The 17,163-nt window shown below is 69.5% G+C and carries 17 protein-coding genes; 10 read left to right on the plus strand and 7 right to left on the minus strand.

The genetic code is table 11. The features are described 5' to 3' along the window. Nucleotides 1–59 precede the first annotated feature (59 nt). From ACN6LB_RS05680 to ACN6LB_RS05695, 4 genes are all read right to left on the minus strand, one after another. Entirely contained in the window at nt 60–536 is a 477-nt protein-coding gene (locus tag ACN6LB_RS05680) for a MarR family winged helix-turn-helix transcriptional regulator (RefSeq protein WP_356145412.1), read from the minus strand. Nucleotides 537–628: 92 nt separating this feature from the next. Then, the gene (locus ACN6LB_RS05685) at nt 629–1,429 is read right to left on the minus strand and encodes an AIM24 family protein (protein ID WP_356145410.1); all 801 of its coding nucleotides are present in this window, start codon (nt 1,427–1,429) and stop codon (nt 629–631) included. After that, a complete protein-coding gene (locus tag ACN6LB_RS05690) occupies nt 1,426–2,076 on the minus strand; it encodes an AIM24 family protein (RefSeq protein ID WP_445024811.1) in 651 nt (216 codons plus the stop codon). The genes ACN6LB_RS05685 and ACN6LB_RS05690 overlap by 4 nt, the downstream gene beginning before the upstream one ends. 1 nt (nt 2,077) lies before the next feature. Further along, nucleotides 2,078–2,710 carry an AIM24 family protein gene (locus ACN6LB_RS05695; protein WP_445024848.1) on the minus strand — a complete coding sequence of 211 codons (633 nt, stop codon included), beginning with the start codon at nt 2,708–2,710 and terminating at the stop codon, nt 2,078–2,080. A 188-nt stretch (nt 2,711–2,898) separates the two neighbouring features. On the opposite strand from ACN6LB_RS05695, the gene ACN6LB_RS05700 reads away from it, so the two are divergent. The 4 genes from ACN6LB_RS05700 to glxA all read left to right on the plus strand — a co-directional run bounded on the left by ACN6LB_RS05700 (nt 2,899) and on the right by glxA (nt 7,481). After that, nucleotides 2,899–3,243 (plus strand): DUF3817 domain-containing protein, encoded by a 345-nt coding sequence (locus ACN6LB_RS05700; RefSeq protein ID WP_445024812.1) that lies wholly within the window; start codon nt 2,899–2,901, stop codon nt 3,241–3,243. Continuing rightward, nucleotides 3,240–3,533 carry an MTH1187 family thiamine-binding protein gene (locus ACN6LB_RS05705; protein WP_356145402.1) on the plus strand — a complete coding sequence of 98 codons (294 nt, stop codon included), beginning with the start codon at nt 3,240–3,242 and terminating at the stop codon, nt 3,531–3,533. Before ACN6LB_RS05700 ends, ACN6LB_RS05705 begins: the two co-directional genes overlap by 4 nt. A 204-nt stretch (nt 3,534–3,737) precedes the next feature. Next, a complete protein-coding gene (locus ACN6LB_RS05710; protein ID WP_445024813.1) occupies nt 3,738–5,522 on the plus strand; it encodes a glycosyltransferase family 2 protein in 1,785 nt (594 codons plus the stop codon). A 3-nt stretch (nt 5,523–5,525) separates the two neighbouring features. Then, nucleotides 5,526–7,481 (plus strand): radical copper oxidase GlxA, encoded by a 1,956-nt coding sequence (glxA, locus tag ACN6LB_RS05715; RefSeq protein ID WP_445024814.1) that lies wholly within the window; start codon nt 5,526–5,528, stop codon nt 7,479–7,481. A 77-nt stretch (nt 7,482–7,558) separates the two neighbouring features. Here glxA and ACN6LB_RS05720 read toward each other — a convergent pair whose 3' ends face one another. Next, entirely contained in the window at nt 7,559–8,566 is a 1,008-nt protein-coding gene (locus tag ACN6LB_RS05720) for a glycoside hydrolase family 6 protein (RefSeq protein ID WP_445024815.1), read from the minus strand. 135 nt (nt 8,567–8,701) lie between these two features. Then, entirely contained in the window at nt 8,702–9,685 is a 984-nt protein-coding gene (locus ACN6LB_RS05725; RefSeq protein ID WP_445024816.1) for a DUF5937 family protein, read from the minus strand. 81 nt (nt 9,686–9,766) lie between these two features. Here ACN6LB_RS05725 and ACN6LB_RS05730 point away from each other — a divergent pair, with 81 nt between their 5' ends. The 4 genes from ACN6LB_RS05730 to ACN6LB_RS05745 all read left to right on the plus strand — a co-directional run bounded on the left by ACN6LB_RS05730 (nt 9,767) and on the right by ACN6LB_RS05745 (nt 13,811). Further along, nucleotides 9,767–11,035, plus strand: a complete 1,269-nt coding sequence (locus ACN6LB_RS05730; protein WP_445024817.1) for an MFS transporter — start codon at nt 9,767–9,769, stop codon at nt 11,033–11,035. A gap of 43 nt (nt 11,036–11,078) precedes the next feature. Continuing rightward, nucleotides 11,079–11,588 carry a MarR family winged helix-turn-helix transcriptional regulator gene (locus ACN6LB_RS05735; RefSeq protein ID WP_445024818.1) on the plus strand — a complete coding sequence of 170 codons (510 nt, stop codon included), beginning with the start codon at nt 11,079–11,081 and terminating at the stop codon, nt 11,586–11,588. Between the two features lie 43 nt (nt 11,589–11,631). Continuing rightward, nucleotides 11,632–11,970, plus strand: coding sequence for a DUF3817 domain-containing protein (locus tag ACN6LB_RS05740; RefSeq protein ID WP_356145388.1), 339 nt, complete (start codon nt 11,632–11,634; stop codon nt 11,968–11,970). A gap of 140 nt (nt 11,971–12,110) precedes the next feature. Continuing rightward, entirely contained in the window at nt 12,111–13,811 is a 1,701-nt protein-coding gene (locus ACN6LB_RS05745; RefSeq protein ID WP_356145386.1) for an acyl-CoA mutase large subunit family protein, read from the plus strand. Nucleotides 13,812–13,927: 116 nt separating this feature from the next. On the opposite strand, the gene ACN6LB_RS05750 is transcribed toward ACN6LB_RS05745, so the two are convergent. Then, nucleotides 13,928–14,572, minus strand: coding sequence for a TetR/AcrR family transcriptional regulator (locus ACN6LB_RS05750; RefSeq protein WP_445024819.1), 645 nt, complete (start codon nt 14,570–14,572; stop codon nt 13,928–13,930). Nucleotides 14,573–14,823: 251 nt separating this feature from the next. Here ACN6LB_RS05750 and ACN6LB_RS05755 point away from each other — a divergent pair, with 251 nt between their 5' ends. Together ACN6LB_RS05755 and ACN6LB_RS05760 are read left to right on the plus strand one after the other, a co-directional pair. Continuing rightward, complete coding sequence (locus tag ACN6LB_RS05755; RefSeq protein ID WP_356145381.1) at nt 14,824–15,801, plus strand: tetratricopeptide repeat protein; 978 nt, start codon at nt 14,824–14,826, stop codon at nt 15,799–15,801. A gap of 634 nt (nt 15,802–16,435) precedes the next feature. After that, nucleotides 16,436–17,068 (plus strand): DUF6230 family protein, encoded by a 633-nt coding sequence (locus ACN6LB_RS05760; protein ID WP_356145379.1) that lies wholly within the window; start codon nt 16,436–16,438, stop codon nt 17,066–17,068. Nucleotides 17,069–17,163: the final 95 nt, after the last annotated feature.

Here is a 17,163-nt window from a genome sequence, read left to right on the forward strand (position 1 = left end):
CCCCCCCCCCCCCCCCCCCCCCCCCCCCCCCCCGCGCCCTCCCGCGACGGGAGAAGGGGTTACGGCCTGCCCCGCTGCCCGCGCAGGTGTTCCGCGATCGGGCGCAGCGACTTGTGGAGGTCTTCCATGGCCTCGGGTGAGAGCAGGTCGATGAAGTGCCTGCGGACGGACGCCACGTGGTGCGGGGCGACCTTCTGCATCGTCTCCAGGCCGTGCTCGGTGAGGACCGCGTACAGCCCTCGGCGGTCGGACTCGCAGTTCTCGCGACGGACCAGATCCGCGTTCTCCATACGGGTGATCTGGTGCGAGAGCCGGCTCTTGGACTGGAGGGTGGCGGACGCGAGGTCGCTCATCCGCATCCGTACGCCCTCCGACTCGGAGAGATTCACCAGGATCTCGTAGTCGTTCATCGTCAGTCCGAAGGGTTGCAAGTCCCTCTCGAGCTGGTGCGTCAACAGCCTGTTGACCTCCAGGTGGGTGCGCCAGGCGCACTGCTCCGCATCGGTCAGCCAGCGCGTGGCCGTCTCGGTCTCCATGAATGAAGTCTACCTAAAAGGTTGAAAGGCGAACTAGTGAGGGTTGTGTGACGGTGCGCACGCGTTCGATGTCACACTCCGCAGATTACCGCTCACAGCCCGAAGCGACGCTGGAGGTCCCCCAGCTGTCCGGGAAGGCGCGGTGCGCCCGCCTGCTGTCCCTGCTGACCCGGCACCCCGCCGCCGCCCGGTACTCCGGCCTGCTGCGGGACCGCCCCCGTGGCCTGCTCGGCCATGAGGGTCTCGGTCGACTGGAGCAGCACGGTACCCGCTCCCACGAACTCGAACTGGTGCTCCTCCCCGGAGGCCCCGCCGAGGCCCGTCATTGCACGTAGACCGCCCATTACGCCCGTCAGATACCCGTGGTCGTAGTGGTGGCACGGCGAGGGGCAGTCGGCCCAGCCGACCAGTGCCTGCGGGTCCACCCGGATCGGCGGCTCCATGAACACCACCGGCCCGTTAGATGCCGCTACGAACTTGCCGGTTCCGATCAGTGTCAGAAAGCCCGGCACGATCGACTGCTTGAGTGCGAGAGTTGGCTGAAAAGCGAGCAAGTTGCCCGAGCGAATGGTCAGGTTGCCGTCTTCGAGGTCGTACGAATTCACATCGAAGGCCCGGTCGGCGAGGAGCATCTTGCCCGAGCCCTCCGCGACGACCCAGTCGCTCGCGTGCAGAGGCGAATGGAACGACGTGCGCACCAAACCGTCGAGCCGGCCGTACCCGATGCCGTTGAAATCCATCGAGCCGTAGTACGCGATCATCTTGCCCTTCTGCAGGAACCACTGGCTCCCCTTGAGCTCCACGCAGAAGGTGTACTTGTTGACATTGTCGTCGACCGGCAGCGTCATCGGGTCATGGATCACCGGGCCGCCCGGGGTCCCGTACGCGCTCACAGCTTCTCCTCCGAGGCCTGGACGTACACCGCACCGCTGCCGCTCAGCTCCAGCTGGAACGCCTCGCCGGAGCCGCGGCCCACCATGTCGCGCCAACCGAGCGCCGTCGACAGCTTGTTGCGCACGTCGCCGTGATGCGCGACGTACGCCTGCGGGTCGACGTGCACCGGGCGCTGCGGGGTGATCGGGATCTCGAAGACGCCCCCGTGCGCCATGACGGCGACCGCGCCGTGGCCCTTGAGGGTGGTCGTGAACAGTCCCTGGCCGCTGACCTGGCCGCGGACCATGCCCATGACGCCGCCCTGCGAGCCCAGGAACATCGTGCCCTGCTCCAGCGTGCCGTCGAAGGCGAGCAGCCGGTCCGCCTCGACGTACAGGGTGTCGCCGCTCAGGTTGATCACCTCGATGTGGTGGCCGCCGTGCCCGAAGAACACCGTGCCGCTGCCCTCCACCGTCATCAGGGGCGTCGACTCGTTCGCCAGCCGGCGGCCGATCATCGACATGACCCCGCCCTGGCCGCCCTGGACGTTGGGCGTGAAGGACACCTCGCCCTTGTAGGCGAGCATCGCGCCGCGCTGACTGAACAGGCGCTGACCGGGGGCGACGGTCGCCTCGATCATCTTGGAGTTGATCTCACGGAAGGGCATGTCACACATCCCCCGCGATCGTGTTCCGCTCACTCGGCTGCACGTACACCAGCCCGTCCCCCTCGAACCGCATCTGGAAGGCCTCGCCGCCGCCCTCTCCCATGAACGTGCGGAACGTCACACCGGACTGGAGGGACTGGCGCACATTGCCCTGGTGCGCGATGTACGCGCCCGGGTCGACGGTCAGCGGGTACTGCGCACTGACGCGCAGCACCACCGCCGGGCCGTCGGACATGATCGCCGCCTGGCCGTGGCCCTCGACCGTGGTCGTGAACAGCCCGTTGCCCTGGGAGGCGCCGCGCAGTCCGGTGAAGGACGTGCCCGTGCGCAGTCCGGCGTCCGCCGCGAGGAGGTTGCTGGACTCGACGTACAGCTTGTCCCCCTGGAGGCTCACGAGGTTGATCTCGGACGCCCTGTCAGCGAACCAGCAGGTCCCCTGTCCCTTCACCTCCATCATGATCATCTGTTCGCCGGTGAGCCGCCGGGTCACCATTCCCCGGATCCCCTCGCCGCCGCCGCTGAGCTTCTTGAAGGCCATCTGCCCGTCGTACGCGACCATCGAGCCGTTCTTCGCCTTCACGGCGTCCCCGGTCATGTCGACGGCCAGGACCTTGCTGCCTTGGAGTCGGAACATCGCCACGTTGCGAAGGTAGCCGCAGGTCGGGTGGAGCCGACAGAGGTCCGGGGGTGGATCCCGACCCTGAGCGCACCCCTAGGGGCGTCGGATGCCACAATGGGATCCGCTTGTGCTTGCGTTCACAAAGCGCCGCCGAAGCACCGCCCCCGCCGAAAGCGAATCTCCCACCGAAGGTGACCCGTTCCGTGGACATAAAGACCGCCACCGCCCTCCGCCGCCTGCGCCTGGTCTCCGCCCCCGAGGCCGTCTCGTTCCTGCTCCTGCTCCTGTGCTCGGTGCTGAAGCGGACCACGGACTTCAACGCGGTGCCCGTGATGGGCGCGGTCCACGGCGTCCTCTTCATCCTGTACGTGATCTTCTGGGCGGACGCCTGGAACCGCACCAAGTGGGCCCCGAGGACGGCGGCCCTCTACTTCGTCCTCTCCGTCCTGCCCACCGGCGGCTTCTTCGCCGAGCGCAAGCTCAAGCGCGAGGCCGAGGACGCCGTCATCGCCTCCCGCGCCCGCCGCGAGGGCGTGGTGGCGTCGTGATCGTCGCCTTCTCCGTGACACCGCTGGGGGTCGGCGAGGACGTGGGGGAGTACGTCGCCGACGCCGTCCGGGTCGTGCGTGAATCGGGTCTGCCGAACCGCACGGACGCGATGTTCACCTCGATCGAGGGGGAGTGGGACGAGGTGATGGCGGTGGTCAAGCGTGCCGTCGCCGTCGTCGAGGAGCGGGCGCCGCGTGTCTCGGTGGTCCTCAAGGCGGACATCCGCCCCGGCGTGACGGACGGTCTCACCTCCAAGGTGGCGACGGTGGAGCGGCACCTCTCCGAGTAGGCCCGCGGCCGAGCCCGCCCCCTGCACCCCGCCCCCGACATCCCGGCCCCAACACCTGGGCCCCACACGCAAACCCCGGCCCGCGCAGGCCGGGGTTTCGTCGTTCCGCAACTCCTTCGGACGCGCCCAGTTCGACATGCCCATAAAACTCCATTTGTGTGTGGGTATAGACCATGTTCGGTCGGTTCGACCACTGGAGGCGCTGTGCGGCCGGAGGGCTACGACTACGACACCTACAGCCGACTCGCCGGACCGCTGACGCAGCCGTCCGGCGCGGCCTACCGGGTGCAGTACACCCAGCTCCTCTCGCGAGAGCCGCACCGAATACGCGCGGTCCTGCTGATGACGCTCGCCCCGATCCTCACCGGCGTACTCCTCGTCTACCTGGTGTGGCCGACCCACTGGGTGGAGCGCGAGGGCGGCGAACGCTGGCTGGTCGTGCTCGACATCACGATGCTCATAGCCATCGGCCTCATCGAGCTGTTCATGGTCGTCAACGTCATGAGCATCGCCCACGCCACCATGGTCGCCCGCGACCCCGTCCCGGTGACCCCGCAGCCCGGCACCCGCGTCGCCTTCCTCACCACGTACGTCCCCGGCAAGGAACCCCTCTCCATGGTCCGCGCCACCCTGGAGGGCGCGGTCGAGGTCACCCACACCGGCCCGCTGGACGTCTGGCTCCTCGACGAGGGCGACGACGCCCAGGCGAAGGCGCTCTGCGCGGAACTCGGCGTACACCACTTCACCCGGCTCGGCGTCCCGGAGTGGAACCGCCCCAAGGGCGTCCACAAGACCCGTACGAAGCACGGGAACTACAACGCGTGGCTGGCGATGCACGGCGACCGCTACGAGTTCTTCGCCTCCGTCGACACCGACCACGTCCCGCTCCCGAACTTCCTGGAGCGGATGATGGGCTACTTCCGCGACCCCGACATCGCGTTCGTCGTCGGCCCGCAGGTCTACGGCAACTACGAGAGCCCCGTCACCAAGGCGGCCGAGTCCCAGCAGTTCCTCTTCCACGCGCTGATCCAGCGTGCCGGCAACCGCTACCGCGCCCCCATGTTCGTCGGCACCAACAACGTCGTACGGATCTCCGCCCTCAAGCAGATCGGCGGGCTGTACGACTCGATCACCGAGGACATGGCCACCGGCTTCGAACTGCACCGCCACCGCAACCCGAGGACCAGGAAGCACTGGCGTTCCGTCTACACCCCCGACGTCCTCGCCGTCGGAGAGGGCCCGGCCTCCTGGACGGACTTCTTCACCCAGCAGATGCGCTGGTCGCGCGGCACGTACGAGACGCTCTTCAAGCAGTACTGGAAGGCGCCGTTCACCATGCCGCCCGGGCGTCTCTTCTCGTACACGTTGATGCTGGTCTACTACCCGATGACCGCGGTCAACTGGCTGCTGGGCATCCTCAGTTGCTTCCTCTTCCTCTGGTTCGGCGCGTCCGGCACGCAGGTCGCCGCCTCCGTCTGGCTGATGCTCTACAGCGACGCCGCGGCCCTCCAGATCGGGCTGTACCTGTGGAACCGGCGGCACAACGTCTCCCCGCACGAACCCGAGGGCTCCGGCGGGCTCGCCGGCATGGCGATGTCCGCGCTCTCGGCGCCCATCTACCTGAAGTCGCTGGGCGCCGCCCTGACCCGCAGGCCCAGCCGGTTCGTGGTCACCCCCAAGGGCGGCGACGCCAGCCCCGACCGTCTGATGACCTTCCGCATCCACCTGTTCTGGGCGGCTCTGCTCGCGGTCTCCCTCGGCGCGTCCTTCCACCTCGGCCACACGCACGCGGCCATGCGCACCTGGACGGTCCTGGCGATGGCGATCTCCCTGGCACCGGTCGCCGTGTGGATCGTGACGGTGGTCAGGGACCGCAGGGCCCAGGCGACGCTGCGCACCCCGGTACGCGTCACCGAGCCCGCGGAACCGGCGCTCGCGACCGGCGGCACCACGACCACGGTCACCAGCTCCCCGACAGGAGGCAACTAGGCGATGGCCTACCAGCCCTCGAAGAAGACCAAGAAGACCGTGCTCGGCATCGGCGGCATCGCGATACTCGCCGGCCTCAACGCCCCGGCCGTGGTGGGCTTCGCCGGCGAGCAGTACCACGAGTACAAGATCGCCCAACCCGGCTACATGGCGAAGTACGGCTCCTGGAGCAGCGTCGACATCCCCAGGAAGTACCGCACCAACGCCATCCACGCTGCCCTGCTGCACACCGGCAAGGTGCTGATTGTCGCGGGCTCCGGCAACGAGCAGAAGAAGTTCGACAAGGGGTCGTTCGACACCGTCCTGTGGGACCCGAGGGCCGACACCTTCAAGAAGATCCCCACCCCCGACGACTTCTTCTGCTCCGGGCACGCCCAACTCCCCAGCGGACGAATGCTGGTGGCCGGCGGCACCGCCCGCTACGAACTCCTCGACGGCGAGGTCAAACGCGCCGGCGGCGGCATGCGCGTGAAGAACGAGAACCCCGACAAGGCCATGGTGCTGAAGAAGGGCACCCGCTTCCGCTCGCCGGCCGGCGTCGAGTACGTCAGCCGCTTCGATGTGAAGATCCCCAAGGCCAAGCGCACCCAGTCGATCACGTACAACAGCCGGGGCGTCATGCAGCCCTGGAAGACCAAGGTCACCGCGAGCGAGGCCCGCGTCTTCGTCGAGGCCACCGAGGACGGCCCGCTGTCGGTCACCGACAAGCAGGCGCAGTACGAGATCGTCGGCCTGAAGGGCAAGGACGCCGACAACACCTACGGCCTCTCCGAGAAGATCACCCTGGACAAGCAGGACTTCCAAGGGATCAGGGCGGCCTACGAGTTCGACCCCGTCGCCGAGAAGTACATCCCCGTCGACCCCATGGAGAAGGCCCGCTGGTACCCGACCCTGGTCGGCCTCGACGACGGCCGCGTCCTCGCGGTCTCCGGCCTCGACGACGTCGGCATGATCGACCCCGGCGACAACGAGATCTACGACCCGAGCACCAAGAAGTGGACGCCCGGCCCCAAGCGCTACTTCCCCACCTACCCCGCCCTCTTCCTCACCCGCGGCGGCAAGCTCTTCTACCCGGCCTCCAACGCCGGTTACGGGCCCGCCGACCAGGGCCGTGAGGCGGGTCTGTGGGACCTGAAGACGAACAAGTTCGAGAAGGTCCCCGGACTGCGCGACGCGGACGAGACGGAGACCTCGGCCTCCCTCCTGCTCCCCCCGGCCCAGGACCAGAAGGTGATGATCCTCGGCGGCGGTGGTGTCGGCGAGTCCAAGAAGGCGACCCCGCGCACGGCCGTGGTCGACCTGAAGAAGGACAACCCCACCTTCGAGGACGGCCCCAACCTCCCCCAGGGCACGCGCTACCTGAACAGCGTGATCATGCCGGACGACTCCGTCTTCACCACCAACGGCTCCGCCGACTACCGCGGCCGCAGCGCCAGCAACATCCTCAAGGCGCAGTTCTACGACCCCAGATCCAACGCGTTCCACTCCGCAGCCTCACCCCGGGTGGGCCGCAACTACCACTCCGAGGCGCTGCTGCTGCCCGACGGACGCGTCGCCACCTTCGGCTCCGACCCGCTCTTCGACGACCAGCAGAACACCAAGCTGGGCCACTTCGAGCAGCGGATGGAGATCTTCACCCCGCCGGCCCTCCACAAGAACGGCAAGAACCGCCCGGTCCTGGGCAGCGGTCCGCAGGAACTCGACGCCCACCACCGCGCGACCTTCGCCACCGAGCATCCGGAACGGGTCGTCAAGGCCCGCCTGATGCGGCCCAGCGCGGTCACGCACACGACGGACGTCGAGCAGCGCTCCATCGAACTCGGTCTCACCAAGGCCGGGAACTCGGTCACCGTCGACGTACCGACGGACGGGGCACTGGTGCCGCCGGGCTGGTACATGCTCTTCGTGACCGACGGGCAGGGCACGCCGTCCGAGGCGAAGTGGATCCAGGTCAAGTGAGTCCGGGACCGATCGATCCGGGGCCGATCGATCCGGGGCCGATCGATCCGAGGCAGACGCCTCGCTGAACTCGTCGGTCACGCCTTGGAGTTGCGCGCCAGCCCCAGGGCGTAGTCCGGCCACCACTGGCCCGCCGCCGGTCCGCCCCGGCACTGTCCGTCCGACTCGCCGGGCCGCTTGATCCACAGGTAGGCGTCGAGGGAGGGTTCGCCGGTGGCCGTCGTCGGGCGGGTGCCGAGGGCCCGGCCCGGCGGGTTGCACCAGGCCTGGCTGCGGTCGCCGCGCAGGGGGCCGTTGCCGTTGCGGCTGGTGTCCACGACGAAGTGCTTGCCCCCGAGGTCCTGGGAGAGGTGGACGCCGTACTTCTTCGTGGCCGTGTCCGTCTGGAAGTTGGAGACGTTCAGCGAGAAGCCGTCGGCCTGCTCGACGCCCGCGCGCTTGAGGGGGTCGACGAGCTTCCAGGGGTCCTGGATCCAGGCGGGGTTGCCCGCGTCCAGGTACACCTTGGTGTGCGGCTGCCGCTTCAGCCGGACGATCGCGTCGGCGAGCAACTGCTCGCGCTCCTCGTGGTATTCGCCCGGGGTGCAGCCGTCCACCATGTGCGCGACGGCGTCGGGTTCGAGGACGACGAGGGCCTTGCTGTCACCTAGCGCGCTCGCGAACTTTCCGATCCAGTCAAGGTAGTTCGCGGCGTCGTACGCCCCGCCCGCCGAGTGCTGGCCGCAGTCCCGGTGCGGGATGTTGTAGGCGACGAACAGCGCCGTCCGCCCCTGCTGGGCCGCCGCCGCGGTCGCCGCCGTGATGGTCGGGGCGGGGTCGTCGCCGGCGGGCCACAGCGCGGCCGGCTGGTCCGCGATCCGCTTGAGGAACCGGGCGTCCTTAGTACGGCCCTGCCGCTGCCACATCTGGATCTGCTGGGCGGCGGAACTCGACGGGTCGACCCAGAAGGGCGACGGCCCGGCGGGCGTCGTCCTTCGTGCGCTGTCCCGGACGACGGAGGCCTCGTCGACGCCGGGCGCGGACGAGCAGCCCGCCGCGAGCCCGAGCGCCGCGAGCGTCGCGAAGGTACGGATCAGCCGGGACATCCTGCCCCCTTGGGCGAAGGTGACGGTTGTGACGGTTCGCCGTCAATCGTGACATAGCGCACTTAACGGGCGTCGGTACGACACCGGACGGCTGAGGGCCTGTGACGCAAGCTCGGGGTGACGGGTGAGGGGCCGTCAGCCGCCGCCCGAGGCCAGCGCGATGCCGAGCGGGGTCCGCTCGTACAGCACCTGGTGGCCGTACCGCCGTGAGGTGAGCAGGCCCGCGTCGCGCAGGGCCGCAAGGTGCGCCGACACCGACGAGGGTGCCAGCCGCAGCCGGTGCGCCAGGGCTGTGGTGCCGGCGGGTTCGTCGAGCGCCGTCAGCACGGCGGCCCGGCCGCGGCCCAGCAGCCGTACGAGTGCGTCGGGGGTGCGGTCGCCCGGCTCGGCCCACAGGCCGCCGATGCCGCGCGCCGGGTAGGCGACCGTGGGCTGCCACGGGGGCTCGAAGCCGCTGATCACGTCCGGCCAGGAGAAGACGCTCGGCATCAGGACCAGCCCCTGCCCGCCGAGGTGCCGCTCGTGCTCGCCGTTGCGCTCGACCGTCAGCGTCCGGGCGTTCCAGCCGAACCGCCGGTCGATCTCCGGCAGCAGCCCGCCTAGACCGACCTCGGCCAGCCGCCGCGAGTGGAAGGCGATGTCCGCCTCCAGCAGGGCGCGCAGCCGCGGCCAGTCCGGTTCGATCAGGGTGTGCCAGGCCTCCTCCATCAGGTCGGCCAGCTCCCTGATCATGCGTGGCGGGTCCGCGAGAAGGGCCCGGCCCTCAGGTGACTCGAGCGCTCCCGGGGTGTCCGCGAGGGAGAGCGCGGTGTCCTCGCGGGCGGCCTCCGGGTCGGCGGAGCGGACGGCCTGGATCTCCTCCTCGAACGTCGCCGCGGGGCCGATCGGGGGCGGGCCGAGCCAGTCGGGGGTGTGGCCCCGCTGCGGCATCAGCAGCCACAGGGGCGCGAGGTCGAGTCCGGCGGCCGCCGCGCGGATACGGCGCAGCCAGTGCGCGTGGTACCCGTGCCGCGCCGGGCGGTTGAGCGTGCGCACCGCCTCCTGGGTCTCCCACAGGGGCGACACCGCGAAGCGGCACTTGAGGAGGTCCTCCTCGCCGAAGTGCAGATGCGTGGGCAAGGGACCTCCTCGGCGGGCACAAGATTCGGCTGACGCCGAAACTCTACGGCGACCGGTACCCGCGCGTGCACGCTGCTGCGTATGCAGGAAACAAAGAAGGAACCGGGTACCTCGGGCACCCCGGACGCTCCGGGCATCCCGGCCGAGGAAGCCGGCTACGGCCGTGTCTTCGCCGTCCGCGAGTTCCGGGCCGTCTTCGCCGCGCACGCGTTCTCGCTGCTCGGGCTGATGATCAGTGAGATCGCGCTGTCGGTGCTCGTGTACCGCCTCACCGGCTCGCCGCTGATGAGTGCGCTGACGTTCGCCGTCGGATTCCTGCCCTACCTGATCGGCGGGACCCTGCTCTCGGGCATCGCCGACCGGTTCCCGGCCCGCCGGGTGCTGGTGGTGTGCGACCTGGTGTGCGCGGGGTTCGTGGCCGTGATGGTGCTGCCGGGCGCGGGCATCGCCGTACTGCTCGCCATGCGCTGCGCCCTTGCCGTGGTCGCACCCCTCTTCCAGGGGGCGCGGATGGCGACGCTCACCGATGTCCTCGGGGACGGCGACCTGTTCGTGCTGGGCCGCTCGCTGCTGCGCATCGTGTCGCAGAGCGCGCTGCTCGTCGGGTTCGGACTCGGCGGCCTGCTGCTGAGCGTCGTGTCGCCGCGCGGGGCGCTGCTCATCACCGTCGCCACGTTCCTGACCTCGGCCGCGCTGCTGCGGTTCGGTACCCGGCGGCGGCCCGCGCGCTCGGGGGCGCGGGCGCCGCTGGTGAAGGACTCGCTGAGCGGGGCCCGGCAGGTGCTCGCCGACCGGCGCGTGCGCGTGCTGCTCCTGCTGTTCTGGGTGCCGCCGATGTTCTCCGTCGCACCGGAGGCGCTGGCGGCGCCGTACGCGGACGGACTGGGCGTCGGGTCGGCCGGCCTCGGCCTGCTGATGTGCGCGCTGCCCGTCGGCACCATCGCGGGCGAGCTGTACGCGGGTTCGCGGCTGCGGCCGGAGGCGCGCGCCCGGCTCGCGCTGCCGCTGGTGTGCTGCACGCTGCTGCCCTACATCGGCTACGTCCTGCACCCCGGCCTCCTCTGGTCGCTGCTCCTGCTGACGCTGTCCGGCGCCGGATCCGCGTACTCCCTCGGCCTCGACCAGTGGTTCGTGCGAGCCGTGCCCCAGGAGCTGCGGGGCCGGGCGATGACGCTGAACACGGCGGGACTGATGACCGTCCAGGGCGTCGGCATGGCCCTGGCGGGCGTGGTCGCGGAGTTCGTCGGGGTGGCCGCGACGGTCACCGGGGCGGGGGTGCTGGGCACGGTGTGCTGCCTGCTCCTGGCGGTGGAGGCGCGGCGTACCGAGGGGTCCGCGGCCGAAAAGTGAGACGGGGCTGACCACGATGTGACCGGCCGGTAAGGTCTTTGCCGTGCCGAAGCCCCTCAGCCTTGCCTTCGATCCCATCGCGCGTGCCGACGAACTCTGGAAGCGACGCTGGGGGTCCGTGCCGTCCATGGCCGCGATCACCTCGATCATGCGGGCCCACCAGATCCTGCTGGCCGAGGTCGACGCGGTGGTCAAGCCCTACGGGCTGACGTTCGCCCGCTACGAGGCGCTGGTGCTGCTCACCTTCTCCAAGGAGGGCGAGCTGACGATGTCCAAGATCGGCGAGCGGCTGATGGTGCACCCCACGTCGGTCACCAACACCGTGGACCGTCTGGTGAGGTCCGGCCTCGTCGACAAGCGCCCCAACCCCAACGACGGCCGCGGCACCCTCGCCTCCATCACCGAGAAGGGCCGTGAGGTCTGCGACGCGGCCACCCGCGACCTGATGACCATGGACTTCGGCCTCGGTGCCTACGATGCCGAGGAGTGCGCGGAGATCTTCGCGATGCTGCGGCCGCTGCGGATCGCGGCGCACGACTTCGAGGAGCAGTAACCCCGGGCAAGATCCCCCGGAACGGGCGGTTACGCTCGACAGCATGAAAAAGAGCGTGCTGACCCGCTACCGCGTGATGGCCTACGTCACCGGTGTGCTGCTGGTCCTGCTGACCCTCGGCTGCCTCGCCAAGTACGGCTTCGAGATGGACGGGGCGGACAGCTTCGTCAAGGTCGTCGGCATCGCGCACGGCTGGCTGTACGTCGTCTACCTCGTCTTCGCCTTCGACCTGGGCTCCAAGGCGAAGTGGCCGGTCGGCAAGCAGCTGTGGGTGCTGCTGGCGGGCACGATCCCGACGGCCGCCTTCTTCGTGGAGCGCAAGGTCACCCACGAACTCGACGCCCAGGTCGCGGACGACGCGCCCGCGGTCGCCAAGGCCTAGGCCCGGTCCCCTTTACCCGGCTCGGGACCTGTCCGCGCTCTCGCGCGGCACTCGATCCGTACTCGTTTTCACGGCCGTGAGGGTGGCTCGCGGCCGTGGGGCATCGACATTTACTAGGACGTCCTAGTAAATTTGAGAGCATGGACGCTGACGCCATCGAGGAAGGCCGCCGACGCTGGCAGGCCCGCTACGACGCTTCGCGCAAGCGCGACGCCGACTTCACCACACTCTCCGGTGACCCCGTGGAGCCGGTGTACGGGCCGCGGCCCGGAGACACCTACGAGGGGTTCGAGCGGATCGGATGGCCCGGTGAGTACCCCTTCACCCGTGGGCTCCACGCGACCGGATACCGCGGGCGTACGTGGACCATCCGGCAGTTCGCCGGGTTCGGGAACGCCGAGCAGACCAACGAGCGCTACAAGATGATCCTCGCCAACGGCGGGGGCGGGCTCTCCGTGGCCTTCGACATGCCCACGCTCATGGGGCGCGACTCCGACGACCCGCGCGCGCTCGGGGAGGTAGGGCACTGCGGGGTCGCCATCGACTCGGCCGCCGACATGGAGGTGCTGTTCAAGGACATCCCGCTGGGCGATGTGACGACCTCCATGACCATCAGCGGGCCGGCCGTTCCCGTGTTCTGCATGTACCTCGTCGCCGCCGAGCGGCAGGGCGTCGACCCGGCCGTGCTCAACGGCACGCTCCAGACCGACATCTTCAAGGAGTACATCGCGCAGAAGGAGTGGCTCTTCCAGCCCGAGCCGCACCTGCGCCTCATCGGCGACCTGATGGAGCACTGCGCCGCCGAGATCCCCGCCTACAAGCCGCTGTCCGTCTCCGGCTACCACATCCGTGAGGCCGGCTCGACGGCCGCGCAGGAGCTGGCGTACACCCTCGCCGACGGCTTCGGGTACGTCGAGCTGGGCCTCTCGCGCGGACTGGACGTCGACGTCTTCGCGCCGGGCCTCTCCTTCTTCTTCGACGCGCACCTCGACTTCTTCGAGGAGATCGCCAAGTTCCGCGCGGCGCGCCGCATCTGGGCCCGCTGGATGCGGGACGTGTACGGGGCGCGGACCGACAAGGCCCAGTGGCTGCGGTTCCACACCCAGACCGCCGGTGTCTCGCTGACCGCGCAGCAGCCGTACAACAACGTCGTCCGTACGGCGGTGGAGGCGCTCGCCGCGGTCCTCGGCGGGACGAACTCGCTGCACACCAACGCGCTCGACGAGACCCTCGCGCTGCCGAGCGAGCAGGCGGCGGAGATCGCGCTGCGCACCCAGCAGGTGCTCATGGAGGAGACCGGGGTCGCCAACGTCGCCGACCCGCTGGGCGGTTCCTGGTACATCGAGCAGCTCACCGACCGTATCGAGGCCGACGCCGAGAAGATCTTCGAGCAGATCAAGGAGCGGGGGCTGCGGGCGCACCCCGACGGGCAGCACCCGATCGGGCCGGTCACGTCCGGCATTCTGCGGGGGATCGAGGACGGGTGGTTCACCGGCGAGATCGCCGAGTCGGCCTTCCAGTACCAGCGCTCCCTGGAGAAGGGCGACAAGCGGGTCGTGGGCGTCAATGTGCACCACGGGTCCGTGACGGGGGATCTGGAGATCCTGCGGGTCAGTCACGAGGTGGAGCGGGAGCAGGTGCGGGAGCTGGGTGCCCGGAGGACGGGGCGCGACGAAGCGCGGGTGCGCGGGGCGCTCGATGCGATGCTCGCTGCCGCGCGGGACGGCTCCAACATGATTGCGCCCATGCTGGACGCGGTGCGGGCGGAGGCCACGCTCGGGGAGATCTGCGGGGTGCTGCGGGACGAGTGGGGGGTCTACACGGAGCCGGCCGGGTTCTGAGGCGTGGGTGCGGCGGGGGCGGGCTCCAGGGTTCTCGCCCCCTCCGCCCCTGCCCTTCCCGTTGTCCTGGGGGCTGCGCCCCCTTTCCCCCCGCTTTCGGCCTGACGGCCTCGTCCTCAAACGCCGGACGGGCCGGAACCCTCACCCGCCGCGCCTGCCAGGCCCAGCAGCAACACCCGCGTGAAGCTGCGCGCCCACTCCTCGTCCGCCGGTTCCGCGCTCACCAGGGTGCGGTGGACGACCGCGCCGGCGACGATGTCGAAGATCAGGTCGACGGTGCGGGCCGCCGAGGCGGGGTCGGACTCCGGGGGGAGTTCGCCGCGGGCCGTCGCGCGGGCCCGGCCCTCCAGGACCAGGCGCTTTTGCCGGTCGACGATCGAGGCGCGGATGCGTTCGCGCAGGGCGTCGTCGTGGGTCGACTCCGCCACGACGGCCATCAGGCCGTTCTTCGCCTCGGGGAGCGTGAGGATCGTCGCGAACTGGAGGACCACGCCCTCGATGTCGGCGGCGAGGCTGCCGCGGTCGGGGAGCTCCAGTTCGTCGAAGAGGGCCGCCACCGCGTCGACGACCAGTTCGTTCTTGCCGGGCCAGCGGCGGTAGAGGGTCGTCTTGGCGACCCCGGCGCGCGTCGCCACGTCCCCCATCGTGAGTTTGGAACAGCCCAGTTCGACCAGAGCGGTGCGCGTCGCGGCCAGGATCGCGGCGTCCGCGGCGACGCTGCGCGGGCGACCCGTGCGAGCGGCGGGGGTGCGGCTGTCCATGTCGGCGACCATATCCGGTCGTTCTGTATCCGGCCGTTCTGTGAAGCCGTGAGGGAGATCACCGGGAGAGGGTTCACGGGGACTCGCCGGGACAGTTACGCTACGACTCGTAGCGAAAGCGCCTGGACGGTGTCCCTGCGCGAGCGACGACCACTGGCGCCAGGTGGGGACCCGGCGCCCAACACCACACAGCACGACCGACTTTCACAGGCCTTTTCACACGTGCGCGGATAACGGGGGAGGATAGACGCATGCAGCCACGGAACATGTCCATGAGCGGAGTCGTCGACCTCGCCGCGGTGAAGGCGGCCCAGGAGGCCAAGGCGAAGGCGGAGCAGGCGCGCGCCGAAGCGGCCAGGCAGGGCGGCGGAGGCGGAGCCGTATCTCCGTCGAGTCTCGTCATCGACGTCGACGAGGCGGGATTCGAGCGGGACGTCCTGCAGCGGTCCACCGAGGTGCCGGTCGTCATCGACTTCTGGGCCGAGTGGTGCGAGCCGTGCAAGCAGCTCAGCCCGATCCTGGAGCGGCTGGCCCACGAGTACAGCGGACGCTTCGTCCTCGCCAAGGTCGACGTCGACGCCAACCAGATGCTGATGCAGCAGTTCGGGATCCAGGGGATCCCGGCGGTGTTCGCGGTGGTCGCCGGGCAGGCGCTGCCGCTCTTCCAGGGCGCCGCGGGCGAGCAGCAGATCCGCGGGACCCTCGACCAGCTCGTCCAGGTCGCCGAGCAGCGCTTCGGCCTCACCGGTCTCGCGGTCGACCCGGACGCCGAGCCCGCCGCCGCCCCCGCGGCGCCCGAGATCCCGGTCGGCCCGTACGACGCGCTGCTCGAAGCCGCCGTGCAGGCTCTGGACGCGGGTGACTTCGGCGGAGCGGTGCAGGCGTACAAGAACGTGCTGGGCGACGACCCGGGCAACATGGAGGCCAAGCTCGGCCTCGCCCAGGCGGAGTTGCTGCAGCGCGTGCAGAACGCCGATCCGCAGCAGGTGCGCAGGGACGCCGCCGAGAAGCCGGCCGATGCGCAGGCGCAGATCGCCGCCGCCGACCTCGACCTCGTGGGCGGCCATGTCGAGGACGCTTTCGGTCGGCTCATCGACACGGTGGCGCGCACAGCGGGTGACGACCGCGATGCCGTACGAGTACGGCTGCTGGAGCTCTTCGAGGTCGTCGGAGCCGATGATCCGCGGGTGATCGCGGCCCGTCGCGCACTGGCCAGAGCCCTGTTCTGACAGGTCCGTTGACCTGTTCCTAAACGCCGGGGCTTGTGATGCCCGAGTGAAAGATTTGCCGACAGGGCGACAAGTGGCCGCGCTTTACCAAATCTTGGTAAACGCGGCCGCTGTTACTTGGAGTAAGTCTGAGGCGTTGATCTGTCGGATTCTGTCCAAGTGTCAACCGGTCTGTGACCACCCCCGACGCCACCCTGCGTCGTCGACCGATACCGGCGGGTCGTTGTTCGGTTATCCGCCCGTTACTAGCCAGTAACGAACCCCCTTGTGCGGGCGGCGAGAATGCACCACGATCGGCGACGCTCGGTCCATTCCCCCCAGTCCCGACAGCCAATCGGGTCAGGGGGTTTCTGGGTCCCCACCGAGCAGGGACGGCAGCAGTGGTGCCGCCCCTTGGACAGGGGGGTCTTCGCCAACCGGCGGAGCCTGTCCGGCAGGTTGTGCGTGATGTGTGTCAGGCGCGACCAGTGGTTGTCGCTCGGGGGTGATCGCCGGTGATCGGTGCGCAAGCTAGCGCCTCCGAGTACAGGCGCTCTCCTTCCCGAGGACGTAGCACTTCTCCCATCCCTGCCCGGTCGAGCCGCCCACATGGGGCAGCCAGGGCCAGGAGATGTACGTCCGAGAAGGAGGAAATATGATGTCCCAGGTGCGTGGCGGGACCAGATGGAAGCGGTTCGCCGTCGTAATGGTGCCCAGTGTGGCCGCCACGGCAGCGATAGGTGTCGCCCTCGCGCAGGGTGCTCTCGCCGCGTCGTTCAGCGTTTCCGGTCAGTCGTTCAAGGTGACGGCGGACAAGCTCGACGGTACGGGCTTCGTCCAGTACGGGGCGATTGACTCGGGTTACAACCTCGACGGCAGCAAGACGGCTCACCCCGTCGCTGTCTCGGGCTTCAAGACCGCGTCGCTGACCAACATGTGTCAGTCGGTGGTCACCCCGAACATCCCGTTGCTCGGTTCCGTCAGCCTGACGCTGAAGGCCGGCGGCGGCGGTACGCCGGTCCAGGCCGAGAACCTCTACGTCGACGTCGAGGACCTCGAAGCCGACGCGGTGTTCCACGGCATCGACATCGGTGTTGCCGCGAAGGACGCCAGCAAGGGTCCGGGTATCGCCAAGGGCGACCAGGCGAACCCCTACGGGTTCGCGCAGCAGGCCGACTCGGCCACGCTGACGGACGTGAAGCAGACGGCGTGGGCCACCACCGCCGGAACCTTCAAGCTCAGCGGTCTCAAGATGTCGCTGTCCAAGGGCGTCAAGGAGTGCTACTAGGCACTCCGTGACCGGGTGGGGGGAGCCGACGGCGCCCCCCACCCGTGCACCACCGCCCGCAGAACCACTCTCCACAGCAACGCCGTTCCAGGGAG

The organism is Streptomyces sp. SAS_270 (genome assembly GCF_052543295.1).